Source organism: Sphingobium indicum B90A (assembly GCF_000264945.2).
GTDB classification, from domain to species: Bacteria; Pseudomonadota; Alphaproteobacteria; order Sphingomonadales; family Sphingomonadaceae; genus Sphingobium; species Sphingobium indicum.
Genome location: NZ_CP013070.1, coordinates 269,834 through 296,778 on the forward strand (window position 1 = coordinate 269,834; position 26,945 = coordinate 296,778).

Genomic DNA, 26,945 nt, shown 5'->3' on the forward strand with positions numbered 1-26,945 from the left:
GCACCTTGGGTCCGCACCTTGGGTCCGCGCCGGGCCTTGGCGGCTCCGGCGGCTGGAATGGAGCGTAGGAGAGAGCCGCCAGCCAGTCCAATACGGAATTCTTGTGCTGGTGATAGGCAAGCCCTATCAACGTCCCCAGGCAGGCGGTGAAGAAGCCTATGGATCTGGATGCACGACCATATCGCTATTTTGTCACGGTGGCGGAGAAGCTGTCCTTCCGGCGCGCCGCCGAAGCGCATAACATCTCCCAGCCCGCCTTGTCCGCGCAGATCAGGGAACTGGAGCGCCGACTTGGCTTCCCGCTGTTCACGCGCACCCGGCACAATGTGGAACTGACGGCGCAGGGAACGCTGTTCCTGGACAATGCCCGGCGCATCATCCTGGAAACCGCCCTGATCGGCCGCGCGGCCGAGGAAATCCGCCGCGACTGGCTGCGCGTCGGGATCGCGCACCACATGGCGGGGATTCCCGAACGGAACGCCCTGGTCGACAGCTTCCTCGCGGCGCGGCCGGACAACAGGCTGCGCATCCATGGCCGGGCGCCGGCCCAGCTCTATCAGGAACTGGCGGACGGCATGATCGAGGTGGCGATCAACCTGGAAGTGGCGGGATCGGGCGCATCGCGTTCCGCCGTGGAAACCGGGATGGCGGACGAATTTCCCCGCATCGTGCTGGGCAGGCGGCCCGTGGCGCTGGCCGTCCCGCCCGGCCATGCCTTCCATGGCGCCGACGCGGTCGCCCTGTCGCAGCTTGACGGATGCCGGATCGGATCGCTCAGCCGCGCCCATGGCGTCCGCCTGTCGGAGGTGATCGCCAGGGGGCTTCGCCAGGCCGGGGCCGAGCTTGTGAACCTGCCCGAAGGCGATGCGCCCGCCCTGATCCGCTATGCCCCGATCTTCGGCATCCCGGTCATATCGCTGGGATGGTTCGCCATGCCGGAGGAAAGGGAGGGCGGGCGATTGAAGCAGGTCGCGGTCGAGGGGTTGGGCATCGAGACGGAACTGGTCGCCATCCGCAGCCGTCGGCCGGCCCGCGCCGCCGTCGATCGTTTCTGGGATCTCATGAAGGAAGGCGCGGGCGATGCGGCCGGGGCGCTGCCTCAGGCGGGCGTCACGCCGGTTCGACCGTCAGAACGGACCCTTCCGCGCCCGTCACCCTGACCCTGGCGCCCACCGGCGCGTCCGGGCCGCGGCAGGACCAGACGCCGTCCCCCACCTTCACACGGCCCCGGCCATTGTCGATCGGCTCGACCACGGTGACGACCTCTCCCACCAGCCGGGCGGCGCGGTCGTTGAGCAGCGGGTCTTGCGAATCCACCGGATTGGCCGTGTACCAGCGCCGCCCGCCCCAGACCGACAGGAGGCAGAGGCCCGCGAACAGCAGCAGTTGCAGCGGCACGGAAATCGGGAAGGCAAGCGCGACAAGGCCCGTCACCGCGGCCGCCAGCGCGACCCAGATCAGGAACACGCCCGGTATCACCACCTCGCCCATGGCAAGCAGCGCGGCGAAGACCAGCCAGCCCCAATGATCGTCCAGCATGGCGAGCCAGCCGGTCATGCCCGCGTCCATCACGCCGGCCCCTGTCCGAACGGGCCGCGGCGGGTCGGCGCGGCGGGCGGCGTGGGAGGCGCGCCTTCGCCCAAGGCCTCCTTCGCCAGCGCGCCGATGCCGCCCAGCGTGCCGATCAACTGGGTCGCCTCGACCGGGAAGAGGATCGTCTTGGCGTTGGGGGAGGTGGCGAACTGGCTCACCGCCTCGACATATTTCTGGGCGATGAAATAGTTGATCGCCTGCGCATTGCCGCTGGCGATGGCTTCGGAGACCATCTGCGTCGCCTTGGCCTCCGCCTCCGCCTCGCGCTCGCGGGCTTCGGCGTCGCGGAAGGCGGCTTCGCGGCGGCCTTCGGCTTCCAGTATCTGGCTCTGCTTCTGCCCTTCCGCCTTCAGGATTTCCGATGCGCGCAGGCCCTCCGACTCCAGGATCAGGGCGCGCTTTTCGCGCTCCGCCTTCATCTGGCGGCCCATGGCGTTGACGATGTCGGCGGGCGGGCGGATGTCCTTCAGCTCCACGCGGGTGATCTTGATGCCCCAGGCGTTGGTGGCGTGATCGACGACGGAGAGCAGGCGGGCATTGATCTCGTCGCGCTTCGACAGGGTCTCGTCCAGGTCCATCGACCCCATCACCGTGCGCAGGTTGGTGGTGGCGAGCTGCATGATCGCGACATAGAGTTCCGACACTTCATAGGCCGCCTTGGCCGCGTCCAGCACCTGGAAGAAGACCACGCCGTCGACCGACACCATGGCGTTGTCCTTGGTGATGATCTCCTGCCCCGGAATGTCGACCACCTGTTCCATCATGTTGATCTTGCGCCCGACGGCGTAGAAGAAGGCGGGGTAGAAGTTGAGGCCGGGGCGCGCCACTTCGGTGAAGCGGCCGAAGCGTTCGATGGTATATTGATAGCCCTGGCGCACGACCTTGACGCTCACCGCCAGGTAGAACAGCACCAGTAATGTCACCGTCAGCGCGAATGTCGTCAGCATGCCTGCACTCCCCCAGAAATCCGCTTGGACTATGACGCGAAATCATGAATGGGGAAAGGCAAAGGAGTATCGTCATGTTGTTGCGCCACGCCCGATCGCTGCTGTTCCTGCCCGCGTCCAACCCCCGCGCCATCGCCAAGGCGCGGACGCTGCCCTGCGACATGGTGATATTGGACCTGGAGGATGCGGTGCCCGACGACCGCAAGGAGGACGCGCTGGGGAACGCCGTCGCTGCGGTGGCGGAGGGTTTCGGCGGACGGCTCTGCGCGGTGCGCATCAATGTGGAGGGCGCGCCGACGCACGGGCGGGAGATGGTGGCGCTGAAAGGCTCCGCCGCCGATTATGTGGTGCTGCCCAAGGTGGAGAATGCCCGCCAGGTGAAGGACGTGTTCAGCGTCTGCCAGAAGCCGGTGATCGCGATGATCGAGAGCGCGGCGGGCGTGCTGGCGGTGCAGGCGATCGCATCGGCGGAGGGCTGCGCGGGGTTGTTCATGGGGAATAACGACCTGCGGCAGGATCTGGGGATACCGCCCTCGGCCGGGCGGGAAGGGCTGGCCCTGTCCCTGCAGTCCGTCATGCTGGCGGCGCGGGCGGCGGGCATCGCCGCGTTCGACGGCGTGTTCAACCGGCTGGACGACGAGGCCGGCTTCGAAAGCGAATGCGCGGCGGGGCATGCGCTGGGCTTCGACGGCAAGACGCTGATCCACCCCAGCCAGGTGCCGGTGGCCAATCAGGTGTTCGGTCCGGACCCACAGGCGGTTGCCGATGCGCGGCGGCTGATCGAGGCGGCGACGGGCGGGGCCGAGCGGTTCGAGGGACGGATGATCGAGAGCATGCATGTCGAGGAAGCGAGGGCGCTGATCGCCAGGGCTGACGCGGTGTCGGGTTAGGCGGTGTCGACAAACCTGGAGTGGGGGAAATGGCCAATGCATGACATTCCCCTCCCGCAGGCGGGAGGGGCTAGGGGTGGGCGCGACCCCGGACTTGATCCGGGGGAGCTTCTGACTTGGCCGTTGCAAAACAACGCGGATGTTGCGCCAGCCCACCCCCTAACCCCCTCCCGCCTGCGGGAGGGGGAATGACAGGAAACCACCCAAAATCAGCCATTCGGCGCGTTCTGCACTTGTCCGCGTCGTTTCACTTCGCCGGCTTGCGGAAGCGCAGCGTCATCCGGTCGCTTTCCCCTATGGCGAGATATTTCGCCTTGTCGACTTCTCCATGGCGCAGCGTCGGGGGCAGCGTCCAGACGCCCTTTTCCCAGTCGGCGCTGTCCTTGGGATTGGCGTTGATCTCCGACGATCCGGCATATTCAAAGCCGGCCGCTTCTGCGAGGCGGCGGACGGTCGAGACCTTGAGGTAGCCGCTGGTCTTCTCCCGCGCCGTGTCGCGCCCTTCGGGCAGGCGGTGGTCGACGATGCCCAGCGTGCCGCCCGGCTTCAGCAGGTCGTAAAAGGCCTTGAACGTCGCCGCTTCCGTCCCGCCCATCACCATATTGTGGACATTGCGGAAGGTCAGCAGCGTGTCGACGCTGCCCGCCGGAATGAGGCCGGTCTGGTCCGGGAAGGGGACGACCTTCACCTTGCCGTAGACGTCCGGCTTTGCCGCGAGGAACGCCTTGTAGCCGTCCAGCGAGCGGCCGGTGGGCTGGAGCGCGTAGAAGGTGCCCTTTTCATGCAGCAGCGGCGCCAATATTTCCGTGTACCAGCCGCCGCTGGGTGCATATTCGACGACGGTCTGGTTCGGCTGCACCCCGAAGAAGGCGAGCGTTTCGGCCGGATGGCGATAGGCGTCGCGGGCGACATTGGCGGGGGTGCGGCTGGGCGCGGCGATGGCGGCGGCGATCGGATCGGCCGCCTGGTGATGGTGCGCATGCTGGGCGGCGAGGGGAAGCAGCGGCAGGGACAGGCCGGTCAGCAGCAGGGCGGCGCGGGCTAAGCGGTTCATTGGCATTCCTCTTTTCCTGGGGATGTCCGATGTGCCCGCGATGCAGGCCGCGCGCAAGCGTGCCGGCGGGAAAATCCGTCCGCCTGCAACAGATTGTTACGGAATGCGCTTTGCGGGCCGGTGCCTACAGGCAGGCTTCCAGGAAAGGCTGGTCGAAGCCGAACTGGCGCGCCTTGTCCAGCGTATAGGGACGCAGGCCCATGGAGCGATATTCCCCGATGATCTTCCCGCTGTCGTCCTCGTCATGATATTCGAACTTGAACAGTTCCTGGGTGACGATGACGTCGCCTTCCATGCCGATCACCTCAGTCACGTTGGTGACGCGGCGCGAACCGTCGCGCAGGCGCTTCACCTGTACGATCAGGTCGACCGAGTCGGCGATCTGCTTGGAAATGGCTTCCTTGGGAATCTTGATGTCGCCCATCAGGATCATGTTTTCCATACGGCCCAGGCACTCGCGGGGCGAGTTGCTGTGCAGCGTGCACATGGAACCGTCATGGCCGGTGTTCATCGCGGCGAGCAGGTCGAAACACTCCGCGCCGCGGATTTCGCCCAGGATGATGCGGTCGGGGCGCATGCGCAGGGCGTTCTTGACGAGGTCGCCGATGGTGATCGCGCCTTGGCCCTCCAGGTTCGGCGGGCGGGTTTCCAGCGGCAGCCAGTGCGGCTGTTGCAGGCGAAGCTCCGCCGCGTCCTCGATGGTCAGCACGCGCTCGCCGGGGTCAATCATCTTGGAGAGGGCATTGAGCATGGTGGTCTTGCCCGAGCCGGTGCCCCCCGAAATCACGATGTTGAAGCGGCAGGCGCCCGCGATCTTGAGCGCCGTGCACATCTTCTGGCTCATCGCGCCCCATTGGGCGAGCATGTCGAGCGTGATCGGCTTGGCGGAGAATTTACGGATGGAGATGGCGGTCCCGCGCAGGGACAGCGGCGGCACGATGACGTTGACGCGGCTGCCGTCGGGCAGGCGGGCGTCGGCCAGCGGCGTCGTCTGGTCGACGCGGCGGCCGACCTTGTTCACGATGCGCTGGGCGATCTGGAACAGATGCTCCTCGTCGCGGAACTTGATCGGCGCGATCTGGAGCTTGCCCTTTTTTTCGATATAGGTCTGTTCCGGGCCGTTGACCATGATGTCGCTGACGTCGGGATCGGCCAGCAACTCCTCCAACGGGCCGAGGCCCAGCAGCTCGTCCACCAGCACCTTTTCCAGCGCGAACTGTTCGCGGCGGTTGAGGGTCAGCTTCAGTTCCGCCAGCACCTCCATGATGATGGGCCGGAATTCCTCGGCCAGTTCATCCTTGGTCAGCGTGGCGGCGGCTTCGGGGTCAACGCGCTCCAGCAGGCGGGGGAGAACCTGCTCCTTGATCTTGTGGACGGAGGCTTCGAAACCCTGCGGCCCGGCATCCGCGGCATGTTCGGCATTGGCGCGATCCGACAGGCGCTGCATCGCGTCGGCGTTGCGCTGCATCTGGCTGGTGGGGGCGGAGAGCGGGTCTAGCGGCGCTTCCGGAGGCAGGGCCGTCATGTCCAGGGGGGGGAATTGATCGCCGCCCTTGGCCTCTTCCCTGGGCGCGCCGCCTTGCATGGGGCGAGCAAGGCCGAAGCCGGGCTTTATGCCCGAAGGTCCATTTTTACGTCCGAACGCGCTCATGATTCTCCGCCGAAATGATGTGCATCAGCCATGCCTGTTAAAGGTGAATAGCGCGGAAACTTTGATAAATGGCTAATGCGGCGGGGATGGCGGGGCCGTGGCGACGCCTGGTTCGGCTTCGCATGATCAGCGCCGAATCGAAGCGGATTTCTTTCGTTCTGATGGAGCCGCCGACCAAAAAAGGCCACGTTCCGATGAGGAGCGCGGCCTTTTTGGGATCAGCGGGGCGGTCGGGCTGTCGATCGGCCTGTCAGCCGGCATGCTCCGCAAGGACGGTGAGGCCCTTTTCGTTGACTTCGGCAAAGCCGCCGCGGACCGGGATCACCTCCGGCGCGGCGCCGGCGCTGGCGAAAACCTGGATCGCGCCGTCGCGGACGGTCGACATGAAGGGCGCGTGGCCCTCCAGCACGCCGAAGTCGCCATCGGTGCCGGGGACGACCACCTGATAGACCTCTTCCGAGCGGACGAGCTTTTCCGGGGTCACGAGTTCGAAATGCAGTGCCATCTTTGACTCTCCCCCCTCCCGCAAGCGGGAGGGGCAGGGGGTGGGTGCGATTGCGCAAGCAATCGCCTGCAACGCTTCGGGATAGGTGGCTCCCCCGGATCAAGTCCGGGGTCGCTGCCCACCCCTGGCCCCTCCCGCTTGCGGGAGGGGAACAGGTCGCTCTTACGCCGCTTCCGCAGCCAGCTTCTTCGCCTTTTCGATGGCTTCGTCGATGCCGCCGACCATGTAGAAGGCGTTTTCGGGCAGATGGTCATATTCGCCTTCGACCACGGCCTTGAACGACTTTACCGTGTCCTCGATCTGGACGAACTTGCCCGAGATGCCGGTGAAGACCTCCGCGACGTGGAAGGGCTGCGACAGGAACTTCTGGATCTTGCGGGCGCGGGCGACGGTCAGCTTGTCCTCTTCGCTGAGCTCGTCCATGCCCAGGATCGCGATGATGTCCTGCAGCGACTTGTACTTTTGCAGGATCGCCTGGACCGCGCGGGCGGTTTCATAATGTTCCTGGCCGACGACGCGGGGTTCCAGAACGCGACTGGTCGAGTCCAGCGGGTCGACCGCCGGATAGATGCCCAGTTCCGAAATGGCGCGGTTGAGAACGGTGGTGGCGTCAAGGTGCGCGAAGGAGGTCGCGGGCGCCGGGTCGGTCAAGTCGTCCGCGGGGACGTAGACGGCCTGCACCGAGGTGATCGAACCCTTGTTGGTCGAGGTGATGCGCTCCTGAAGGGCGCCCATGTCGGTGGCGAGGGTCGGCTGATAGCCCACGGCCGAAGGAATGCGGCCGAGCAGGGCCGACACTTCCGCGCCCGCCTGGGTGAAGCGGAAGATGTTGTCGACGAAGAACAGCACGTCCTGGCCTTCCTGGTCGCGGAAATATTCCGCGATGGTGAGGCCCGACAGGGCGACGCGCGCGCGGGCGCCCGGCGGCTCGTTCATCTGGCCGTAGACCAGCGCCACCTTGGACCCTTCGGAGATCGCGTTGCCGTCGGCGTCCTTGGCGATGACGCCCGCGTCGAGAAATTCGTGATAGAGGTCGTTGCCCTCGCGGGTCCGCTCACCGACGCCCGCGAAGACCGAGGTGCCGCCATGGCCCTTAGCGATATTGTTGATCAGTTCCTGGATCAGCACGGTCTTGCCCACGCCCGCGCCGCCGAACAGGCCGATCTTGCCGCCCTTGGCGTAAGGGGCGAGAAGGTCGATGACCTTGATGCCGGTGACGAGGATGCTGGCGTCGGTCGACTGGTCGACGAATTCCGGCGCCTTGGCATGGATCGGGGCGGAGAGGGTGGTTTCCACCGGGCCGCGCTCGTCGATCGGCTCGCCGACGACGTTCAGGATGCGGCCGAGCGTGGCCGGACCGACGGGAACGCTGATCTGCGCGCCCGTGTCGGTCACTTCCTGGCCGCGGGTCAGGCCGTCGGTCGAGTCCATCGCGATGGTGCGGACGGTGTTCTCGCCCAGATGCTGGGCGACTTCCAGCACCAGGCGCTGGCCGTTGTTGCTGGTTTCCAGAGCGGAAAGAATCGCGGGGAGCGCATCCGGGAAGGTCACGTCGACGACGGCGCCGATGACCTGCGAAATGCGGCCTACATTGTTGGTGGTTGCCATGACTGCTTCCTTGCGTGCGTGATCTTTAAAGGGCTTCTGCGCCCGAGATGATTTCGACCAGTTCGGTGGTGATCGCGGCCTGGCGGCTGCGGTTATACTGGATGGTCAGCTTGTTGATGAGGTCGCCTGCGTTGCGGGTCGCATTGTCCATGGCGGTCATCGACGCGCCCTGTTCGGATGCGTTGTTTTCCAGCAGCGCCTTGAAGATCTGCACCGTGACGTTGCGCGGCAGCAGGTCGTCGAGGATGGCTTCCTCGCTCGGCTCATATTCCACCGTCGCGCCGATGGCGTCGCGGTCGGCGTCGGCCGGGATCTTGACCGGGATGATCTGCTGTTCGGTCGGAATCTGGGCGAGGGCCGACTTGAACTGCGAGAAGAAGAGGTGCGCGACGTCGAACTTGCCGTTCAGATACATGTCGGTCAGTTCGCGGGCGATCTCCTCGGCCTGGGCATAGCCCGGTTCCTTGACGCCGGTGGTGTCGAACTGGGCGACGATCATGCCGGGGAAGGTGCGGTTGATGACCGGGCGGCCCTTGCGGCCGATGAGGTAGAAGCGCACGGTCTTGCCCTGCGCGATCAGTTCGTCGGCCTTGGCGCGGGCGGCCTTGACGATGTTGGCGTTGAACGCGCCGGCAAGGCCGCGGTCGGAATTGGCGACGACCAGCAGATGAACATCGTCCTTGCCGGTCCCGGCCAGCAGCGGGGACGCGCCTTCGCCCGAACCGCCCGCGATCTTCGACGCCAGGCTGGCGACGACCGCTTCCAGGCGGCTGGAATAGGGGCGGGCGGCTTCGGCGGCGGCCTGCGCCTTGCGCAGCTTCGCGGCGGCGACCATCTGCTTCGCCTTGGTGATCTTCTGGGTCGATTTCACCGACCCGATGCGCAGCTTCAGTTCCTTGAGGCTAGCCATAGTTCAAACATTCCGAGCAAGGGCCAGGCGGCCCGCGAGACCAAAGAAACCGACGCCCATGGCGCCTTCGAACCAGCGCATCGCGCTGCTCTGCCCGACCTTGCGCCCCGCCTTGGTGGCGAGGACGGCGAGAAGGGCGCACCAGAGGAAGCCCAGCGCATAGACGATGGCGATCAGCAGCATGCCCTGCCACGGCGCGTCCGGGCCGGTGCCGACGAATTGCGGCAGCGCGGCGAGGAAGAAGATCGCGACCTTCGGGTTCAGCACGGTGCTGACGAAACCCTGCATGAAGGGCGATCCGCCGATGCGCATCCGGGGGGCTTCCGAAGCCGGGGCGGGCTTGAGCGCGCCGCGAACCATCTGCAGGCCGAGCCAGGCGAGATAGATCGCGCCCGCGACCTTCACCGCCATGAACAGGCCCGGCACCGCGTTCAGCACGCTCAGGAAGCCGAAGCCGCACAGCGCCATGTAGAACAGCCCGCCAAGCTGGATGCCGCCGATGGCCGCCATCCCCGCCCTCAGCCCACGGCGCGCCGCGTGGCCGGCCACCAGCATGGTGTCCGGTCCCGGCAGCAGCACCAGACCGATCGACATCACGGTCCAGGCAAGGAGGGAATGGGCGGTGAGCATTATCGCGGCTTCATTCTTCCTTTTCTCGTCATGCCAGCGGAAGCTGGCATCTCTTGCCTCCAGGGTCGTCCTATCCGGCCTGAGATCCCAGCTTTCGCTGGGATGACGGGGGTTGTGCGTTACGCGAAGGTCTTGCCGAAGCTGTCCAGCGCGGCCTTCAGCTTGCCCTTGGCGTCATCGCCCAGATCCTTGCTGTCGCGGATCGCGGCCAGCACGTCGGCATGGTCGTGGCGCAGATAGGCCAGCATCAGTTCCTCGTAGCGGGTCACGTCCTTGACCGGGATGTTGTCCAGATAGCCGTTGGTGCCCGCGAAGATCGACGCGGTCTGCTCCTCGAAGGGGAGGGGCGAGAACTGGGCCTGCTTCAGCAGTTCGGTGAGGCGCGCGCCGCGATTCAGCAGCTTCTGGGTCGAGGCGTCCAGGTCCGAACCGAACTGGGCGAAGGCCGCCATTTCGCGATATTGGGCCAGCTCCAGCTTGATCGAGCCGGACACCTTCTTCATCGCCTTGGTCTGCGCGGCGGAACCGACGCGGGACACCGACAGGCCGACGTTGATCGCCGGGCGGATGCCCTGGTAGAAGAGGTTGGTTTCCAGGAAGATCTGGCCGTCGGTGATCGAGATCACATTGGTCGGGATATAGGCCGACACGTCGCCCGCCTGGGTTTCGATGATGGGCAGCGCGGTCAGCGAGCCGGCGCCGTTGGCGTCGTTCATCTTCGCCGCGCGCTCCAGCAGGCGGCTGTGCAGGTAGAACACGTCGCCCGGATAGGCTTCGCGGCCCGGAGGACGGCGCAGCAGCAGCGACATCTGGCGATAGGCGACGGCCTGCTTGGACAGGTCGTCATAGACGATCACGGCGTGCATGCCGTTGTCGCGGAAGAATTCGCCCATGGTGACGCCCGTGTACGGGGCGAGATACTGGAGCGGAGCGGGTTCCGAAGCGGTCGCGGCGACGACGATCGAATATTCCATCGCGCCATTTTCTTCGAGCTGCTTCACGATCTGCGCGACGGTCGAGCGCTTCTGGCCGACGGCGACGTAGATGCAGTAGAGCTTCTTGCTCTCATCGTCGCCCGCGTTGATGCCCTTCTGGTTGATGAAGGTGTCGATGGCTACGGCGGTCTTGCCGGTCTGGCGGTCGCCGATGATCAGCTCGCGCTGGCCGCGGCCGACGGGGACCAGGGCGTCGATGGCCTTGAGGCCGGTCTGCACGGGTTCGTGCACCGACTTGCGGGGGATGATGCCCGGCGCCTTGACTTCGACGCGCTTGCGCTCGGTGTAGGCGATCGGGCCCTTGCCGTCGATCGGGTTGCCGAGGCCGTCCACGACGCGGCCCAGCAGGCCCTTGCCGACGGGCACGTCCACGATGGTGCCGGTGCGCTTGACGGTGTCGCCTTCCTTGATCTCGGCGTCGGAGCCGAAGATCACGACTCCGACATTGTCGGCTTCCAGGTTGAGCGCCATGCCCTGCACGCCATTGGCGAATTCGACCATTTCGCCCGCCTGGACGTTGTCGAGGCCATGGACGCGGGCGATGCCGTCACCCACGGTCAGCACGGAACCGACTTCGCTCACCTGCGCTTCGGTGCCGAAATTGGCGATCTGGTCCTTGATGACCTTCGAGATTTCTGCGGCGTTGATATCCATGTTCAGCCTTTCAGCCTTTCATCGCGTGGGCGAGACTATTCAAACGGGTGCGGATGGAGGAATCGATCATCTGGCTGCCGATCTTGACGACCAGCCCGCCCAGGATCGCGGGATCGACCCTGGCGTCGAGCGCGACGTCGCGGCCGACGCGGGCGCGCAGGCCCTGTTGCAGGGCGCTGACCTGTCCGGCGTCGAGCGGATGGGCGCTCGTCACTTCTGCGCGGACCTCCCCCTTGTGATTCGACAGCAGCGTTTCATAGGCGCGGATGATCGCGGGCAATTGCGAGAGGCGGCGGTTCTGAGCCAGCACGCCCAGGAAATTCGTGGTCAGCGGATCGAGACCCATGGCGGATGCGACGGCGGCGATCGTCTTGCCTGCTGTATCGCGGCTGAGGACGGGGCTGTTCACCAGCCCCTTGAAGTCCGCCGATTCGGCCAGTGCCGCCTTGAGCGCAGCAAGGCTCGCCGCGACGGTGTCGAGCGTCTTGCCGTCGCGGGCCAGATCGAACAGCGCCACCGCATAGCGGCCGCTGAGGCTGGCCTGAATACCGCCGGTCGTCTCCACGCGCTTACCGTCCTCCACTTGATACCCGGCCCTGATCCGCCGGTCATGCAAAAAGGGGGCGCGGTTCTGTTCGTCCCGGTCCCCTGTTGGGGGGCCGGTTAGCAGTGGGATTGTGACTATGCAAGCCATGGAACGCGATTCGACCGTCAGTATGAAATCATTGCGATTTGACGGGGTTTCCATATGCGCCGAATCGCGGATCGGCGGCCCCCGCCTTCACCCTTCGCCCGGCGTCAGCCGACCCTTTTGGCAATGGTAGACGATCCGTTCGTTGGGCTGGGCCGGGAGCAAGGCGGAAAGATCGTTCCGCAAGGCGGCGATTTTCGCGAGCAGGGCGGAATCGCCCCCGCATCCCTTGATGGCGCCGCCGCCAAGCGCGCGGGCCTTGGCCATGGTGTCGATGTCGGGCAGCCAGCGCTGGACCCGAAGCGTGCCGGTCACGGGCTCGAAGCGGCTGACGGTGACGTAATTATGATCGTCGGGAACCGCGGCCCGCTGCCAGCCGGTGCCGGAGGAGACATATTGGGTGTCGCCGTCGACGCAGCCGCCCTCCGCCCAGTGGAAGGCGATGTCGTTGGGCTGGGATATGGTGAGGCGGCTGCGGTTCATGTCCACCCGGCAGACATTGTCGCCCGCCCAGGCATAGGCGTTGTTGCCCGTGACGCTCACGTCCTCCGGCAGCTTGATCCGTTCCTCTATGCTGGAGAAGCTGGGCTTGAGGAAGAACAGTCCGATCGCCGCGAACAGCAGGACGCCGCCGCCCGCCAGCCACCAGGTCGCGCGCCTTTCCCGGCCCTGGCTGTAGAGCAGGCCGCCCGCGCCCAGGCCAAGCACCGCCAGCGCCAGCAGCACGGCCGCGCCCGCCATCGCGTTCTCCCGGGCGGAGATGACGTCGCGTTCGGCCGTGTCGCGGGCCTTGTCCAGCGCGGCTTCGCGGGCGTCGGCGCGGGCGCGCTCCGACTGTTCGCTGCGCGCCTCCTCCCGCTGGGTGAGGGCGGCTTCGGCGGCGTCCGCCTCCGCCATGGAGCGGCAGGGGACGATGGTGTGCAGCGAGGAAACCCCCGCCTGCCGCAGGAAGGAGGCGACCTCCCGCCAGGACACGGCGAATCCGAATTCCGCGTCATTGCCGTCGGAGACCGACCCGAAGCTGTTGACCCCCAGCACCCGGCCGCAATCGTCCACCAGCGGCCCGCCGCTGTTGCCCGCAGCCAGCGGCGCGGTGTGCAGCACCGTGTCGAAATTCCGGCTGGCCCGGCCGGAGGAGACATTGCCGCTGGTCTTCACCGTGCCGAGCGGTTCCACCAACTGCTTGAGGCCAAGGCCCTGCGCGCGGTCCACCGTGCCGGGATAGCCGATGGCGGTCACATGCTGCCCGTCGCTCACCGCCCCGGCATAGAAGGTGCTGACGGGCAGCCGGCCTTCCTCCAACTGGATCAGCGCCAGGTCGTTGCCGGGCGAGAAGGCGATGATCCGGCCGCCATAGGTCCTGGTCCCCTCCGAAGGGATGACGCCGATGACGAGATCCTTCTCCTCCCGCGTCAGTTCGACCACATGGGCGTTGGTGACGATCTTGTCCGGCGCGACCGCGAAGCCGCTGCCATGGCCGACGAAATAGGCTTCGGAGCCGTTGGTCGCGACCAGCACGATGCGGACGACGCCGCGGGCGGCGGCGGCGATGTCCTGCTGTTCGGCGCGCGCGCCCGTCGGTCCGGCAAGAGCCAGGAGGGCGGCCAGCAGAGGGGCGAGGCGACGGAACAGTGCGACCATGATTGGCGGCATTCATATGCGATGGTGGGATTGAGGCAATGCGCAAAAAGCGCGAAACCGCTTTTTGACCGCAAGCGGCGGGAAGCCTGGTGCGTCGGGTGCGGCTATCGCCTATTCATGAGCGAGATGAGACAGATCGACGCACCGATGCAGGCGATGCCCGACGCCGATGCCTGCTGGAATGCCTTTCTGAGGCGCGACCGCGGCTTCGACGGGCGGTTCGTGGGGGCCGTGCTGACCACCGGCATCTATTGCAAGCCCAGTTGCGCGGCGCGGCATCCCCGGCGGGAGAATATGATCTTCCTGGCCGATCCGGAGGCGGCGCGGGCGGCGGGTTTCCGCGCCTGCTTGCGCTGCCGCCCCGACGAGGTGGGGCGCGACCGGCTGGCGGTGGAGGCGGCCGTCGCCTTCATCGCCGCCGCGCCGACGCCGCCCTCGCTGGAGGAGGTGGCGGCGCATGCGGGCTATGCGCCGCATCATTTCCACCGCCTGTTCAAGCGGGAGACGGGGATGACGCCCGCCGCCTATGCCCGGTCGCTGCGCGCCGAGCGGCTGAAAAGCGCGCTGGAGGAGGGCGGCAGCGTCACTGGCGCGATCTATGAGGCGGGCTATAACGCGCCCAGCCGCGCCTATGCCGATGCGGAGCGGCATCTGGGCATGACGCCCAGCGCCTGGAAGGATGGCGGCCGGGGCGCGGCGATTCGCCATGCGGTGGTGCCGACCGGCCTGGGTCCGGTGCTGGTGGCTGGCACGGCGCGGGGGCTGTGCCGGATCAGCTTCGACGAGGATGAGGCGGATTTGCGCCGGCGCTTCCCGAAGGCGGAGATATTGCCCGCCGATGAGGGGCTGGCGGCGCTGGCGGCGCGGGTCGCGCGGCTGATCGACGATCCGGCGGAACCGCTCGACTTGCCGATGGACGTCAGCGGAACCGCCTTCCAGCAGGCGGTGTGGGCCGCGTTGCGCGCCATCCCGCCGGGCGAGACCCGGACCTATGGCCAGATCGCGGCGGCGATCGGCAGGCCCGGCGCGGTGCGGGCGGCCGGGACGGCCTGCGGGGGCAATAATCTCGCCGTGCTGATCCCCTGCCACCGGGTCTTGCGCAGCGACGGCAGCCTGGGCGGCTACGCCTATGGGACGCAGCGCAAGCGGGCCTTGCTGGAGCGGGAAAAGCGCGGCTGAACCGCCGCTTTTTCGCTTTTCTTTCAGGCTGCTGTCGGCGGGAATATGCCGCTGCGTCCCGCCTGCTCGATCCGCTGGCCTATTCGCCGCACCCGTCGGGCATGCGCGACGCGGCGCTGGAGCTCAAGAGGCAGTTCGATGCGGAGGCGGCGAAGAGGAAAGGCCCCTCGGCCGCGCGCTGATCACATGAAGCTGTAGGGGTCGACGTCGACCGCGACCCGCGTGCCGGATTTCCAGGTGAGATTGCCCAGCCATTCGCTTATGGCCCCCTGCACGTCGACCTGCCGGGCGGCGTGGATCAGCAGGCGATGGCGATGCCGCCCGCGCAGCACGGAAAGCGGGGCGGGGGCGGGTCCATAGACGCGCATCCCGTCGATCGAGGGGGCGGATTTGCCGATCAGCCGGGCGACCTCTGCGGCTTCGTCGGCATCCTCGCTGGACACGATGATCGCGGCGAAGCGGCCGAAGGGCGGGGCGTTGGCGCGGCGGCGATTCTCCGTCTCGACTTCGTAGAAGCGCTCCGAATCGCCCGCGATCAGGGCCTGGATCACCTCCGCCTCCGGCATGCGGGTCTGGATGAAGACGCGGCCCGGCTTCTGCCCTCGCCCGGCGCGGCCCGCCACCTGCACGATCTGCTGGAAGGTGCGTTCCGACGCGCGCAGGTCGCCGCCCTCCAGCCCCAGATCGGCGTCGATCACCCCCACCAGCGTCAGGTTGGGGAAATGATAGCCCTTGGTGACGAGTTGGGTGCCGATGATGATGTCGACCGCGCCCGCCTCCACCGACTTCACGAATTCCGCGACCTTGGCGGGGGACCAGAGCGTGTCGGAGGTGACGATGGCGGTGCGCGCCTGCGGCCAGAGCGCCTTCACCTCGTCCGCGATCCGCTCCACGCCGGGGCCGCAGGCGACCAGGCTGTCCTCCTCCTTGCATTCCGGGCAGAAGCGGGGGGCGGGGACGACATGGCCGCAATGATGGCAGGCGAGGCGGTGGGTCAGCCGATGCTCGACCATCCAGGCGCTGCAATTGGGGCATTGGAAACGATAGCCGCAATGGCGGCACAGCGTCAGCGGCGCATAGCCCCGGCGGTTGAGGAAGAGCAGGCTCTGCTCGCCTCTTTGCATGGTCTCGTCGATGGCGCGGACCAGCGGGGGAGCGATCCAGCGGCCGCGTTCCGGCGGGTCGGTCAGCAGGTTGATGCCCTCGATCTCCGGCATTGTCGCGCCGCCGAAGCGGGAGGGCAGCTTGATCTCCTTGTAACGGCCCAGTTCCACCTGATGCCGCGTCTCTATGGCGGGGGTGGCGGAAGCGAGGATGACGGGGAATTTCTCGATCAGGCCGCGCATCACCGCCACGTCGCGGGCGTGATAATGGACCCCGTCCTCCTGCTTGAAGCTGGCCTCATGCGCTTCGTCGACCACGATCAGGCCCAGATTGGGATAGGGCAGGAACAGGGCGGAGCGGGCGCCGACCACCACCGACGCCTCGCCCGCCGCGATGGCCCGCCAGGCGCGCCGCCGCTCGCTCTGGCGCAGGCCGCTGTGCCAGTTGACGGGGACCGTGCCGAAGCGCTTTTCGAAACGCTCCAGAAACGGCTCGGTCAGCGCGATTTCGGGGAGCAGCACCAGCACCTGCCGTCCCTCCCGGACGGCGGCGGCTATCGCCTCGAAATAGACCTCCGTCTTGCCCGATCCGGTCACGCCGTCGAGCAGGAAGGGGGCGAAGGTCCGTTCCCTGACCGCGGCGATGAACTGGTCGGCGGCAGCGCCCTGCTTGTCGGACAGCAGCGGCGGGGCATGGTCGGGATTCGGCATGGGGAAGGGGGTATCGACGCTGACCTCCACCGCCTCGAACGCGCCCGCCTTGACGAGGCCGCGGATCACCGCGTCGCTGACCCCGCCGATCAGCGCCAGTTCGCGGATCAGCCCCTGCCGTTCCCCGATGCGCTCCATGGCCTGCGCGCGTTGTTCGGTCATGCGGTCGGGAAGGTTGCCCGTGGCGCGATATTCGATGACGGTGCGCGCCCCCTCCAGCGCTGCCATCGACGCCAGCGTCATGCGCAGCACGGCGGCGATGGGGGCGAGATAATAGTCCGCCGTCCATTCGATCAGGCGGCGCAGCGTTTCGGGCACCGGCGGCGCGTCGACCGGCCCCACGATGTTGCGCAGGCGGTTGTCGCCCACGGTCTCGATTTCGGGAAAGCTGTCCTCGTCCCACACCACGCCGACGATCTGGCGCGGACCCAGCGGCGCGACGACGATGCTGCCGGGCTGCACGCTCATCCCATGCGGCACCCGATAGTCCAGCGGCCCCAGGGCGGCGTTCAGCAGGATGACACGGGCGCGCGAACTCATGGCCCCTTCCCTAATGGCAGGGGCGGGCGAGGCAAGGCAGAAGCGTCAGATCTTCCAGCTCAATGTCAGCCAGGGGATGTGCGCCACCGCATCGGGGCGGCCGTCGCGGAATGTCTGCTGCCGCATGTAGAGCAGTTGCGCGTCCAGCGCCTTGCCGATCGGATGGCGCAGGCCGATCTGGTTGCGCAGGACGGCAAGGCCCAGCCTGTCGCCGGGGCGGGCGCGGTTCAGGTGGAACATGAATTCTGCCGCCGCGATCAGCGTCCACCGCTTCGCCGCGTCGAGCGGCACCGAAGCCTGCGCCCGCTGCCGCAGCCGCCAGCTTGCCCCGTCGGCCGTATCGAAGAAGCGCTGCTCGATCCGGGTACGGCTCATCCAGACGCCTTTCGTCAGCGTCACCTGCTGGAACAGCCGCATCTCCTGTTCCGGCCCGGATCGGAAATAGGCGAGCCCGCCGCCGACCTGCATCGCCTTTGCAATGCGATGGTCGATCAGGACGCGCACCGTCTGCTGCTCGCCATTGGAGGAGGCCTTGCGGAAACGCTGGCTGAGGTCGAGCGACACGATGTCCGCATCGCTTGCCTGCACGACCAGCGATTCGGTCATCCAGAACTGGTTTTCCGGGTTGGCGGCAAGGGCGGGCGGGGCGGCCAGCAGGCCGACGGGGATCAGCGCGTCCGATATGTGGCGGGGACGCTGGCGGCGGGGCATGGATCGGTCCTTTGGAAAGGTGCCGCCGTCATAATGTCGCGCCGTGCGGCAGGTAAAGGGGCTGCGTCCGGCAATAATGGCTAATCCGTCAGGGAGCGGCTAAAGGGAAGGCGATTCGACCTTTCCTCCGCCGGAGCAGACCCCATGAAGTTCTTTGTCGACACCGCCGACACCAACGAAATCCGCGATCTCGCCGCCACCGGCCTGCTCGACGGCGTGACCACCAACCCCTCGCTGATCCACAAGTCGGGGCGCAAGTTCCTGGAAGTGGTCGAGGAAATCTGCGGCATCGTGGATGGCCCGGTCTCGGCGGAGGTCGTCGCGCTCGACCATCAGACGATGATGAAGGAAGCCGCCGTCCTGCGGAAGATCGCCGGCAATGTCTGCATCAAGGTGCCGCTGACCATCGACGGCCTGAAGACCTGCAAGGCGCTGACGGGCGAGGGCGTGATGGTGAACGTCACCCTCTGCTTCTCCGCCAACCAGGCGCTGCTGGCGGCGAAGGCGGGCGCGACCTTCATCTCGCCCTTCGTCGGGCGGCATGACGACAATGGCTTCGACGGCATGAAGCTGATCGAGGACATCCGCCTGATCTACGACAATTATGCCTTCGCCACCGAAATCCTGGTCGCCAGCGTCCGCCACCCGATCCATGTGCTGGAAAGCGCGAAGATCGGCGCCGACGTGATGACCGCGCCGCCCTCCGTCATCAAGGCGCTGTTCAACCATGTGCTGACCGAAAAGGGCATTGCCGGCTTCCTGGCGGATTGGGAAAAGACCGGGCAGTCGGTTCTGTAATTCCGGCATTTGAACTGCGCTCCTGCCTGCGCAGGAGCGCAGTGGCGTATCTTTTCCGTCGCAACTCCTGGCCGGGCGGTTCATTCTCTTCCCAAAGGAGAGAGCCGATGTTCGTTGCGGTCTATTGGTGGCGCGTCCACCCCGGCAAGGAGGATCAGTTCCGCAAGGCCTGGCGCCGGGGAACCGACCTGATCCGCGAGAAATATGGCAGCTACGGTTCGCGCCTGCACCGGGACGCCGACGGCCGCTTCGTGGGCTATGCCGAATGGCCGGACGAGGCGACCTGGCGCGCGGCGTTCGACCGGAAGATGGTCTATGACGACCCCGAAACCCGCGCCGCCTTCGTCGACGCCATCGCAGAAGTGCCGGCCGACGCCGATCCCATCTTCACCATGACGGTGACGGACGACCTGCTGCTGCGCTCGGCAGGAGGCCGGAGGAATGAGGATTTTCCATGATTACCCTTTGCGAACGGGCTGAGGGCGTCGATGCTGCCTCGGACGGGGACATTCCGTGATTTCGGGAATTGGCCAGTTGCGGTCATTAGTTTCCCGTCACCCCGGGCTTGACCCGGGGTCCCGCTTTCTTGTCTGAGTGCCGCGCCTCGTCCAAGACAGCGGGACCCCGGATCAAGTCCGGGGTGACGAATAGGGGGAGGGGTGACGAATGGGGGAATGACGGCAAACACCCAGATCACTCAGCATCAACGCCGTTTAATGTTCGTCCAGTTTCGCCAGAAGGTCGAGCATGTCGTCGGGAACTGTCCCGCCGCCTGCGCGGAAGGTCGAACGCAACGCATTGCCGATGCCCTCATAGGGCTGCGGCACGCCGATGTTCAGGACGCGGCGTATCGCGCCGTCCTGAACCCGGGCCGACCGGCTAAAGGGTTTTCGTTGCATTTCCATGGTGGAATAACTGCCCAGCCGCGCAAAAGTTTCTGGCGTTCGTCACGATGGCACGCAATATCGGCTCCATTATGGGAGATTCATGGTGACGGACCGTCTGGCGGTCGCGGCGAGGATCAGGGCGCATTCGCCCTTCCTGGCCCGGCAATGGGATCGCTTTCCGGATGTCGCCGATCTGGTCGGGAGCGGGGACTTCGAGGGCGCCTGGGCCGCCGCGCAGGGGGTGGCGGCGCCCGATGACGGCATCGCCCGGTCGCTGAGGCGCAGGCGCGGCGCGGTGGCGCTGGTGACGGCCGCCGCCGATCTGGCGGGCGCCTGGGGGCTGGACCGGGTCACGCGCACCCTGTCGGACTTTGCCGACCAGGCCCTGGAGGAGGCGCTGGCCGCCGCCATGGCGGAGCGCTATCCAGATGCGGAGAAGCGCGGTTTCGTCGTGCTGGCGCTGGGCAAGCATGGCAGCCGGGAACTGAACTATTCATCGGACATCGACCCGATCCTGCTCTACGACCCCAGGACGCTGCCCCATGGCGAGCGGGAAGATCCGGCGGACGCGGCCGTGCGCATCGGCCGGCGGGTCAGCGAACTGCTGAATGCCCGCGACGGCGACGGCTATGTGTTCCGCGTCGACCTTCGCCTGCGCCCCTCTCCGGAGGCGACGCCGATCGCCCTGCCGGTGGAAGCGGCGATCGGCTATTATGAATCGACCGCGCTCGGCTGGGAGCAGGCGGCGTTCATCCGGGCGCGACCGGCGGCGGGCGACCTGGCGCTCGGCGATTATTTCATGCAGGCGATCCGCCCCTTCGTCTGGCGGCGCAGCCTGGATTTCGGGGCCATCGACGCGATCACCGACATTTCGCGCCGCATCCGCGACCATTATTCGCAGGGGCAGGCCTTCGGGCCGGGATATGACCTCAAGCGCGGACGCGGCGGCATAAGGGAGGTCGAATTCTTCGCGCAGGTGCATCAGCTTATCCATGGCGGGCGCGATCCCTCGCTGCGGTCGGGCAATACGCGCGAGGCCTTGCGCGCCCTGGCGGCGGCGGGCGTGTTCGAAGCGGAGGTCGCCGCGAAGCTGGACGAAGCCTATGTCCTCTTCCGCACCGTCGAGCATCGATTGCAGATGGTGGAGGATCGCCAGACCCATGAACTGCCCAAGTCGGCCGAGGCGATGGACAATGTCGCGCGCCTGCACGGGCTGGAGCATGGCGGAGCGCTGCTCGACCTGCTGCGCCCGCATGTGCAGTGGGTGGGCGGCAATTACGACCGGCTGACCCCTGCGGCTCCCGGCGAATCGCTGTCGCTGGACGAGGATCGATTGAAGGCGCAGCTTGCCGAACTGGGCTTTGCCGATCCGGAAACGCCGCTGGCGCGGATAGCGCGCTGGCGTTCGGGCACGGTCCGGGCGCTGCGCAGCGGCGCGTCGCGGGAGGCGCTGGAGCAATTGCTGCCTGGGCTGATGCGCACGCTGGCGGCGGCGCCCGATCCGGCGCGGGCGCTCAACCGGCTGGACGACCTGATCGGGCGGCTGCCGAGCGCGATCAACTTCTTCAAGCTGCTGGCGGCGCGCCCCGGCCTTGTGGAACTGCTGGCCGAACTGCTGAGCCATGCGCCGACGCTGGCCGACGCGCTGGGGCGGCGGGCGGAGCTGCTCGACGGGCTGATCGACACCTCCGCCTTCGACCCGCCGCCGCCTGTCGGGATATTGGCCGCCCAGTTCGCACGGCTGGAGGAGGGGGAGGATTATCAGGCGCTGCTCGACCGGGTGCGCCAGCGGGTGAACGACCGCCGCTTCGCCCTGGGCGCGCAGATCATCCGGGGCGGCGATCCGCTGGAGGCGGGCCGGGGCTATAGCCGCGTCGCCGAAGCCGCGATCGAGGCGCTCACGGCCGCCACCGTCGCGGAGTTCGAGCGCGCCCATGGAAAGGTGCCGGGCGGCGAGATGGTGATCCTGGCGCTGGGCAGGCTGGGCGGCGGGGTGCTGACCCATGCGTCCGACCTCGACCTCGTCTATCTCTTCACCGGCAGCTTCGAAACCGAATCCGATGGGGCGAAGCCGCTGGGCGCGACGCAATATTTCAACCGGCTCGGCCAGCGCATCACCAATGCCCTGTCGGTGCAAACGGCGGCGGGGCCGCTGTACGAGGTCGACACCCGCCTTCGCCCCTCCGGCGCGCAAGGCCTGCTGGCGGTCAGCCTCGACAGCTTCGCCCGCTACCAGCGGGAGGAGGCCTGGACCTGGGAGCATCTGGCGCTCACCCGCGCCCGCCCGGTCTTCGGATCCGACGCGGCGCGGGCGGCGCTGGGCGCGATCCTGACCGAGACGCTGGAGCGGCCGCGCGATTTCAACGAGCTGGCGCGCCATGCGGTGAAGATGCGCGGCGACATCGCCCGGCACAAGCCGCCCGCAAGCGATCTGGACGTGAAGCTGGTGCCGGGCGGGCTGGTCGACCTGGAATTCCTGATCCACGTCACCCAGTTCCGCCATAATATGGCGTTCGACCCGGATTTGCGCGCCGCGCTGGAGCAACTGGCGGCGGCCGGCCACCTGCCGGGCGAATTGATCCCGGCCCACGATCTCATCACCCGCTTTCTCGTCGTTTCCCGCCTGGTTTCGCCGAAATCGACCGAGCCTCCGCACGCCACGCGGCCTCTGGCGGCGCGGGCTTGCGGCGTCGAAAGCTGGGATGCGCTGCTTGAAAGCTACGGCGAGGCCCGGCAAAGGGTGGGTGACGCATGGGCGGCGCTGGCCGCGCCCTTCAAGGAGGAATGACGATGCTGGACGTGGGCGATGCCGTGCCGGAAGTGACGCTGAAGGATGCGGACGGCGCGGATTTCACCCTGGCGCGCTACAGGGGCAAGCCGCTGGTCGTCTATTTCTATCCCAAGGCGGACACGCCCGGCTGCACCAGCGAAGCCAGGGATTTCACGGCGCTGGCGGCCGAATTCGCGGCGTTGGGCATGCCGGTCGTCGGCATATCGAAGGACAAGCCGGCCAGGCTCAAGAAATTCGCGGAGAAATATGGCCTCGCCGTCACGCTCGCCTCCGACGAGACGGGCGCGATGTGCGAAGCCTTCGGCACCTGGGTCGAAAAGTCGCTCTATGGCCGCAAATATATGGGGATCGAGCGGGCGACCTTCCTGGTCGGCGCCGATGGGAAGATCCTGCGCGCCTGGCCCAAGGTGAAGGTCAAGGGGCACGCGGCCGAAGTGCTGGAGGCCGGACAGGGCCTTTGACGCTGCCCCTTTCCATCGACAGCGTGGGCGCGGCCTGCGCCCATGTGCTGCTGACCCCCGATCCGTTGGCCAAGCTGATGGCGGCGCGGGCGGCGGCGCGGAACTGGCAGCTGGGGCGGCTGGCGCATCGTTTCGACGCCGTCATGCCGGAACGGCCCGCGCGCCCCGAACTGCCCGAACTGCTGCCGCCCAACCGCATGCCCAAGCGCGGCAGGATCGGTTCGGAACGGGCGCGGATCGCGATGCTGCACGCGCTGGCCCATATCGAATTCGTGGCCATCGACCTCGCCTTCGACCTGATCGGGCGGTTCGGAGCGGAATTCCCGCGGGAATTCACCGGCGAATGGATGCGGGTGGGCGCTGACGAGGCGATGCATTTCGCGCTGCTCCACCGGCGGCTGCGGCAGTTCGGCAGCCATTACGGCGCCCTGCCGGCGCATGACGGGCTGTGGCAGGCGGCGAGCGAGACGGCGCATGATGCGCTCGCCCGCCTGGCCATCGTGCCGATGGTGCTGGAGGCGCGGGCGCTGGACATCACGCCCGCCACCATCGTCCGCTTCCGGGACGCGGGGGACGAAGCGTCGGCGCGCATGTTGCAGCGGATCATGACCGATGAAATCCGCCACGTCTCCGCAGGGACGACATGGTTCGGCCATGCGACGAAGCGAATGGGGCTGAACCCCGCAAATCATTACCAAATCCTTGTGAAACGCCACTTTCGGGGGGCGTTGAAGCCGCCGTTCAACGACTCGGCGCGCCGACAAGCCGGTTTAACGCGGGAATTTTACACTCCGCTTGCACAATAAGCCGCGACATGTCCTCTTGCGGACAGCGGGTGGCGGCATCAGCCGCATTTTGTAAACGTGGGGATAGGCCGAGGGGCGCAAAGCCTCCGGTCGAGAGTCGGGGTCGGCATGTTGGTTCTACAGTTTGAAAATGCGCGCGTTGCGCGATGGTTCCGTTCTGCACTTAAAATTGCCGGAGCGATGGGCATGGCAGGCGCGCTCTGCGCCGCCGTCCCGGCCCAGGCCAAGGCGGACGAGGACGATCCCTATGGCGATGCGTCGGAAATCAACACCGGCGCGCTCGGCCCGGCCGATGTCGGCTTTTCCAACCTCTTCTCCAGCCTCCAGCGGCTCGACGGCCAGGCGAAGTCGGCCAATTACATCCCCTCCGGCCGTCCGGTCGAGAAACTCTCCCTGACCTCCAATTTCGGCGTCCGTTCCGACCCGTTCAACGGCGGCGCCCGGATGCACAAGGGCATCGACATCCCCGGTCCCACGGGCACCAGGATCTACGCGACCGCCGACGGCATCGTCAGCCGCGCCGGATGGGCCAGCGGCTATGGCAACCTGGTCCAGATTTCGCATGGCGGCGGCATGGAAACGCGCTACGGCCATATGTCGAAGCTGCTGGTCTCCCCCAACAGCTATGTCCATCGCGGCCAGTTGATCGGCCTCATGGGCTCGACCGGCCGCTCGACGGGCAGCCATCTGCATTATGAAGTGCGCGTCGACGGCCAGGCGATCAACCCGATCCCCTTCGTCGCCGGCCCCGACTATCTGGTGGCGATGAACACCAAGCCGCCGATCGCCATCGGCGGCCCGACCAAGGCCCAGGAAAAGGCGGCGGACTGAGCCGGCCGATGTCTCTTTCCCAAGGCCCGGCAGGCGAGAGCTTGTCGGGCCTTTTGCTTGATCCTATTTAAGCGCGATGACCGACATCGATCTCACATCCTCCGCCGCTGCCCGCGTGGCCGCCATAGCCGCCAAGCAGGGCAAGCCCGCCATCCTGCGCCTGGCTGTCGAAGGCGGCGGCTGTTCGGGCTTCCAATATCGCTTCGGCCTGGCCGAAGCGGTTGAGGCGGACGACATCATGGTCGAGCGCGACGGCGTGACGCTGGTGGTGGACGATGTCAGCATCGATCTGGTGCGCGGATCGGCGGTCGATTTCGTCTCCGATCTGGGCGGCAAGGCGTTCAAGGTCACGAACCCCAACGCCACCGCCGGTTGCGGATGCGGCACCAGCTTCTCGATTTAAAATCTGTCCCGCCCTTGTCGGAGGGGGTCTCTCCTCTTTAGGGATGCGCGCAGGGAGATTTCGGCCATGCGCATCGCCACCTTCAACATCAACGGGATCAAGGCGCGCCTGCCGCGCCTGCTGGAGTGGCTGGACGAGACGCGCCCCGACATCGCCTGCCTGCAGGAGATCAAGACATCCGACGACACGTTCCCGGTCAGGGATATTGAGGATGTCGGCTATGGCGCGATCTGGCACGGGCAAAAGGGGTTCAACGGGGTCGCGATACTGGCGCGGGGAGAGACGCCGGTGGAGGTCCGCCGGGGCCTGGAGGGGGAGCCGGAGGACGAGCATAGCCGCTATCTGGAAGCCGATGTGAAGGGGCTGCGCGTCGCCAGCATCTACCTGCCCAACGGCAATCCGCAGCCGGGGCCGAAATTCGACTACAAGCTGCGCTGGATGAAGCGCCTGCGCGACCGCGCCGCGCAAATCTGGGCGGAGGAAGTGCCGGCGATCCTGGCGGGCGATTACAACGTCATTCCGCGCGACAGGGACGTCTATTCGGTCAAGGCGATGGCCGAAGACGCGCTGATGCAGCCCGAAAGCCGCGCCGCCTATCGCCGCCTGTTGGGCGACGGATGGACCGACGCCATCGCTTCCCGGCATCCGGCGGGCGGGGTATGGACCTATTGGGACTATCAGATGAACGCCTGGCCGCGCGACGCGGGGTTCCGGATCGATCACCTGCTGCTCAGTCCCGCCGCCGCCGACCGGCTGATCGACGCGCAGGTCGACAAGGATTTCCGAGGGCGGGAAAAGGCGAGCGACCATGCCCCGACCTGGGTGGAACTGTCGTAACCTGCTTTGACGACATTTTTCTCCCCTCCCGTAGACGGGAGGGGCCGGGGGTGGGTCGCCGCGCCAGCGGCGTCCTTCCCTAACCGAGAAGGCGGAAGCTCCCCCGGATCAAGTCCGGGGTCGCGCCCACCCCCTAACCCCCTCCCGCCTGCGGGAGGGGGAATGACGGCGAACCACCCTTCACCCCTTCGCCGCCTCCGCCACCTTGATGCCCGGCAAGGCCGCTGGATCGGCCATGTCCTGTCCGATCCACGCGCCCCCCTGGCGGAAATAAGCGACATGATGCCCGCGCTGGAAACTGGCGCCGTCCCAGACCACCACCTGCAATTCGATCTCGTCATGGCGGTGGACGTGCAGCCAGTTGAAGCTCTGCGGCTCGGCATTGCGGAGGCGGGTGGAGGTCGCCGTTCCCGCCTGGATCACCAGCGCGCCGCCGGCATGGGCCACCATCCTGTCCGCCGCCTCCGCATAGGTGCGGTGGAAATGGCCGGCCAGCGCGATGTGGATGCCTGCCTCGGCCGCCGCGCGCACGGCGTCCTCATGCCGTCCGACGGCCTCGCTCAATTCCCCGCCCTTGCCGATCGGCATGGCGAAAAGGGGGTGATGGGTGACGAGGATGCGCGTCTTTTCCGGCGCGACCGACGCGAAGCTGGCGCGAAGCATGTCCATCTGGTCATGGTTGATCCGCCCATCCTTGATCGTCAGCGACCGCGCCGTGTTGAGGCCCAGTATCGCGACCGCGTCATCCTCGAAAAAAGGGCAGAGGTCATTGCTGATATAACGCTTGTACCGGCGCAGCGGCGCTCCGAAGCGGCGCGCAAGATCATAGAGCGGAACGTCGTGATTGCCCGGAACGACCAGCAATTTCATGCCCGCCGCCCGCAGCCGGTTGAGCCAGGCGGCGGCTTGCCGGAACTGTTCGGGCCTTGCGCGCTGGGTGAAGTCGCCGCTGATGACCACCAGGTCCGGGCGATGCCGCTGCAGCCAGGCTTCGGTGGCGGCGACGATGCGGGGATCATGGGCGCCGAAATGGACGTCCGACAGATGAGCGATGCGGGCCATCACCCATGAACGGGCAAGCCGCTTTATGGTTTCGGACCTTGCGGCGCAGTTGCGTG

At 66.9% G+C, this 26,945-nt stretch carries 26 protein-coding genes; 11 read left to right on the forward strand and 15 right to left on the reverse strand.

What is annotated here, in order from left to right; genetic code table 11:
* Nucleotides 1-158: 158 nt before the first annotated feature.
* Entirely contained in the window at nucleotides 159-1,160 is a 1,002-nt protein-coding gene (locus SIDU_RS01390; protein ID WP_007683639.1) for a LysR family transcriptional regulator, read from the forward strand.
* On the opposite strand, the gene SIDU_RS01395 is transcribed toward SIDU_RS01390, so the two are convergent.
* The gene (locus SIDU_RS01395; protein WP_020819484.1) at nucleotides 1,111-1,569 is read right to left on the reverse strand and encodes an NfeD family protein; all 459 of its coding nucleotides are present in this window, start codon (nucleotides 1,567-1,569) and stop codon (nucleotides 1,111-1,113) included. The genes SIDU_RS01390 and SIDU_RS01395 overlap by 50 nt on opposite strands.
* Nucleotides 1,569-2,540 carry an SPFH domain-containing protein gene (locus SIDU_RS01400; protein ID WP_007683643.1) on the reverse strand — a complete coding sequence of 324 codons (972 nt, stop codon included), beginning with the start codon at nucleotides 2,538-2,540 and terminating at the stop codon, nucleotides 1,569-1,571. The genes SIDU_RS01395 and SIDU_RS01400 overlap by 1 nt, the downstream gene beginning before the upstream one ends.
* A 74-nt stretch (nucleotides 2,541-2,614) precedes the next feature.
* On the opposite strand from SIDU_RS01400, the gene SIDU_RS01405 reads away from it, so the two are divergent.
* Nucleotides 2,615-3,430 carry an HpcH/HpaI aldolase/citrate lyase family protein gene (locus SIDU_RS01405; RefSeq protein WP_007683644.1) on the forward strand — a complete coding sequence of 272 codons (816 nt, stop codon included), beginning with the start codon at nucleotides 2,615-2,617 and terminating at the stop codon, nucleotides 3,428-3,430.
* A 247-nt stretch (nucleotides 3,431-3,677) separates the two neighbouring features.
* On the opposite strand, the gene SIDU_RS01410 is transcribed toward SIDU_RS01405, so the two are convergent.
* From SIDU_RS01410 to SIDU_RS01450, 9 genes are all read right to left on the reverse strand, one after another.
* Nucleotides 3,678-4,484 (reverse strand): class I SAM-dependent methyltransferase, encoded by an 807-nt coding sequence (locus SIDU_RS01410; protein WP_007683645.1) that lies wholly within the window; start codon nucleotides 4,482-4,484, stop codon nucleotides 3,678-3,680.
* Nucleotides 4,485-4,608: 124 nt separating this feature from the next.
* Nucleotides 4,609-6,135, reverse strand: coding sequence for a CpaF family protein (locus tag SIDU_RS01415; RefSeq protein WP_013040865.1), 1,527 nt, complete (start codon nucleotides 6,133-6,135; stop codon nucleotides 4,609-4,611).
* Between the two features lie 250 nt (nucleotides 6,136-6,385).
* Nucleotides 6,386-6,640, reverse strand: a complete 255-nt coding sequence (locus tag SIDU_RS01420; RefSeq protein WP_007683647.1) for an ATP synthase F1 subunit epsilon — start codon at nucleotides 6,638-6,640, stop codon at nucleotides 6,386-6,388.
* A 162-nt stretch (nucleotides 6,641-6,802) separates the two neighbouring features.
* Nucleotides 6,803-8,248, reverse strand: a complete 1,446-nt coding sequence (gene atpD, locus SIDU_RS01425; RefSeq protein ID WP_007683648.1) for a F0F1 ATP synthase subunit beta — start codon at nucleotides 8,246-8,248, stop codon at nucleotides 6,803-6,805.
* Nucleotides 8,249-8,273: 25 nt separating this feature from the next.
* A complete protein-coding gene (locus SIDU_RS01430) occupies nucleotides 8,274-9,158 on the reverse strand; it encodes a F0F1 ATP synthase subunit gamma (RefSeq protein WP_007683649.1) in 885 nt (294 codons plus the stop codon).
* 3 nt (nucleotides 9,159-9,161) lie between these two features.
* Entirely contained in the window at nucleotides 9,162-9,788 is a 627-nt protein-coding gene (locus tag SIDU_RS01435) for a LysE family translocator (protein ID WP_007683650.1), read from the reverse strand.
* A 119-nt stretch (nucleotides 9,789-9,907) separates the two neighbouring features.
* Nucleotides 9,908-11,437, reverse strand: coding sequence for a F0F1 ATP synthase subunit alpha (gene atpA / locus SIDU_RS01440; protein WP_007683652.1), 1,530 nt, complete (start codon nucleotides 11,435-11,437; stop codon nucleotides 9,908-9,910).
* A 10-nt stretch (nucleotides 11,438-11,447) separates the two neighbouring features.
* Nucleotides 11,448-12,002: a F0F1 ATP synthase subunit delta gene (locus tag SIDU_RS01445; protein ID WP_007683654.1), complete on the reverse strand. Its 555-nt coding sequence runs from the start codon at nucleotides 12,000-12,002 to the stop codon at nucleotides 11,448-11,450.
* Nucleotides 12,003-12,218: 216 nt separating this feature from the next.
* Nucleotides 12,219-13,769, reverse strand: coding sequence for a S1C family serine protease (locus SIDU_RS01450; RefSeq protein ID WP_007683657.1), 1,551 nt, complete (start codon nucleotides 13,767-13,769; stop codon nucleotides 12,219-12,221).
* Nucleotides 13,770-13,886: 117 nt separating this feature from the next.
* On the opposite strand from SIDU_RS01450, the gene ada reads away from it, so the two are divergent.
* A complete protein-coding gene (gene ada, locus SIDU_RS01455; protein ID WP_039979699.1) occupies nucleotides 13,887-14,948 on the forward strand; it encodes a bifunctional DNA-binding transcriptional regulator/O6-methylguanine-DNA methyltransferase Ada in 1,062 nt (353 codons plus the stop codon).
* Nucleotides 14,949-15,130: 182 nt separating this feature from the next.
* Here ada and SIDU_RS01460 read toward each other — a convergent pair whose 3' ends face one another.
* Both SIDU_RS01460 and SIDU_RS01465 read right to left on the reverse strand, forming a co-directional pair.
* Nucleotides 15,131-17,302 (reverse strand): primosomal protein N', encoded by a 2,172-nt coding sequence (locus tag SIDU_RS01460; RefSeq protein ID WP_007683661.1) that lies wholly within the window; start codon nucleotides 17,300-17,302, stop codon nucleotides 15,131-15,133.
* A gap of 45 nt (nucleotides 17,303-17,347) precedes the next feature.
* A complete protein-coding gene (locus tag SIDU_RS01465) occupies nucleotides 17,348-18,013 on the reverse strand; it encodes a DUF2490 domain-containing protein (protein ID WP_007683663.1) in 666 nt (221 codons plus the stop codon).
* Between the two features lie 144 nt (nucleotides 18,014-18,157).
* Here SIDU_RS01465 and fsa point away from each other — a divergent pair, with 144 nt between their 5' ends.
* Together fsa and SIDU_RS01475 are read left to right on the forward strand one after the other, a co-directional pair.
* Complete coding sequence (fsa, locus tag SIDU_RS01470; protein WP_007683665.1) at nucleotides 18,158-18,811, forward strand: fructose-6-phosphate aldolase; 654 nt, start codon at nucleotides 18,158-18,160, stop codon at nucleotides 18,809-18,811.
* A gap of 107 nt (nucleotides 18,812-18,918) precedes the next feature.
* A complete protein-coding gene (locus SIDU_RS01475) occupies nucleotides 18,919-19,269 on the forward strand; it encodes an antibiotic biosynthesis monooxygenase family protein (RefSeq protein WP_007683666.1) in 351 nt (116 codons plus the stop codon).
* A gap of 255 nt (nucleotides 19,270-19,524) precedes the next feature.
* Here the strand turns inward: SIDU_RS01475 and SIDU_RS01480 are convergent, their stop codons facing one another.
* A complete protein-coding gene (locus SIDU_RS01480) occupies nucleotides 19,525-19,716 on the reverse strand; it encodes a hypothetical protein (protein WP_007683668.1) in 192 nt (63 codons plus the stop codon).
* 82 nt (nucleotides 19,717-19,798) lie between these two features.
* Between SIDU_RS01480 and SIDU_RS01485 the strand changes: the two genes are divergently transcribed.
* The 6 genes from SIDU_RS01485 to xth all read left to right on the forward strand — a co-directional run bounded on the left by SIDU_RS01485 (nucleotide 19,799) and on the right by xth (nucleotide 25,827).
* The gene (locus tag SIDU_RS01485) at nucleotides 19,799-22,486 is read left to right on the forward strand and encodes a bifunctional [glutamine synthetase] adenylyltransferase/[glutamine synthetase]-adenylyl-L-tyrosine phosphorylase (protein ID WP_007683669.1); all 2,688 of its coding nucleotides are present in this window, start codon (nucleotides 19,799-19,801) and stop codon (nucleotides 22,484-22,486) included.
* Nucleotides 22,487-22,488: 2 nt separating this feature from the next.
* Entirely contained in the window at nucleotides 22,489-22,950 is a 462-nt protein-coding gene (gene bcp, locus SIDU_RS01490) for a thioredoxin-dependent thiol peroxidase (RefSeq protein ID WP_007683672.1), read from the forward strand.
* On the forward strand, nucleotides 22,947-23,756 hold the full coding sequence (locus SIDU_RS01495) for a ferritin-like domain-containing protein (RefSeq protein WP_073507106.1): 810 nt from the start codon (nucleotides 22,947-22,949) through the stop codon (nucleotides 23,754-23,756). Before bcp ends, SIDU_RS01495 begins: the two co-directional genes overlap by 4 nt.
* Before the next feature lie 108 nt (nucleotides 23,757-23,864).
* The gene (locus SIDU_RS01500) at nucleotides 23,865-24,587 is read left to right on the forward strand and encodes a M23 family metallopeptidase (RefSeq protein WP_025160563.1); all 723 of its coding nucleotides are present in this window, start codon (nucleotides 23,865-23,867) and stop codon (nucleotides 24,585-24,587) included.
* Between the two features lie 76 nt (nucleotides 24,588-24,663).
* Nucleotides 24,664-24,990, forward strand: coding sequence for an iron-sulfur cluster insertion protein ErpA (erpA, locus tag SIDU_RS01505; protein ID WP_007683676.1), 327 nt, complete (start codon nucleotides 24,664-24,666; stop codon nucleotides 24,988-24,990).
* 66 nt (nucleotides 24,991-25,056) lie between these two features.
* A complete protein-coding gene (gene xth / locus SIDU_RS01510; RefSeq protein ID WP_007683678.1) occupies nucleotides 25,057-25,827 on the forward strand; it encodes an exodeoxyribonuclease III in 771 nt (256 codons plus the stop codon).
* Between the two features lie 180 nt (nucleotides 25,828-26,007).
* Here the strand turns inward: xth and SIDU_RS01515 are convergent, their stop codons facing one another.
* Complete coding sequence (locus SIDU_RS01515) at nucleotides 26,008-26,889, reverse strand: metallophosphoesterase family protein (RefSeq protein ID WP_007683680.1); 882 nt, start codon at nucleotides 26,887-26,889, stop codon at nucleotides 26,008-26,010.
* Between the last annotated feature and the right edge of the window lie 56 nt (nucleotides 26,890-26,945).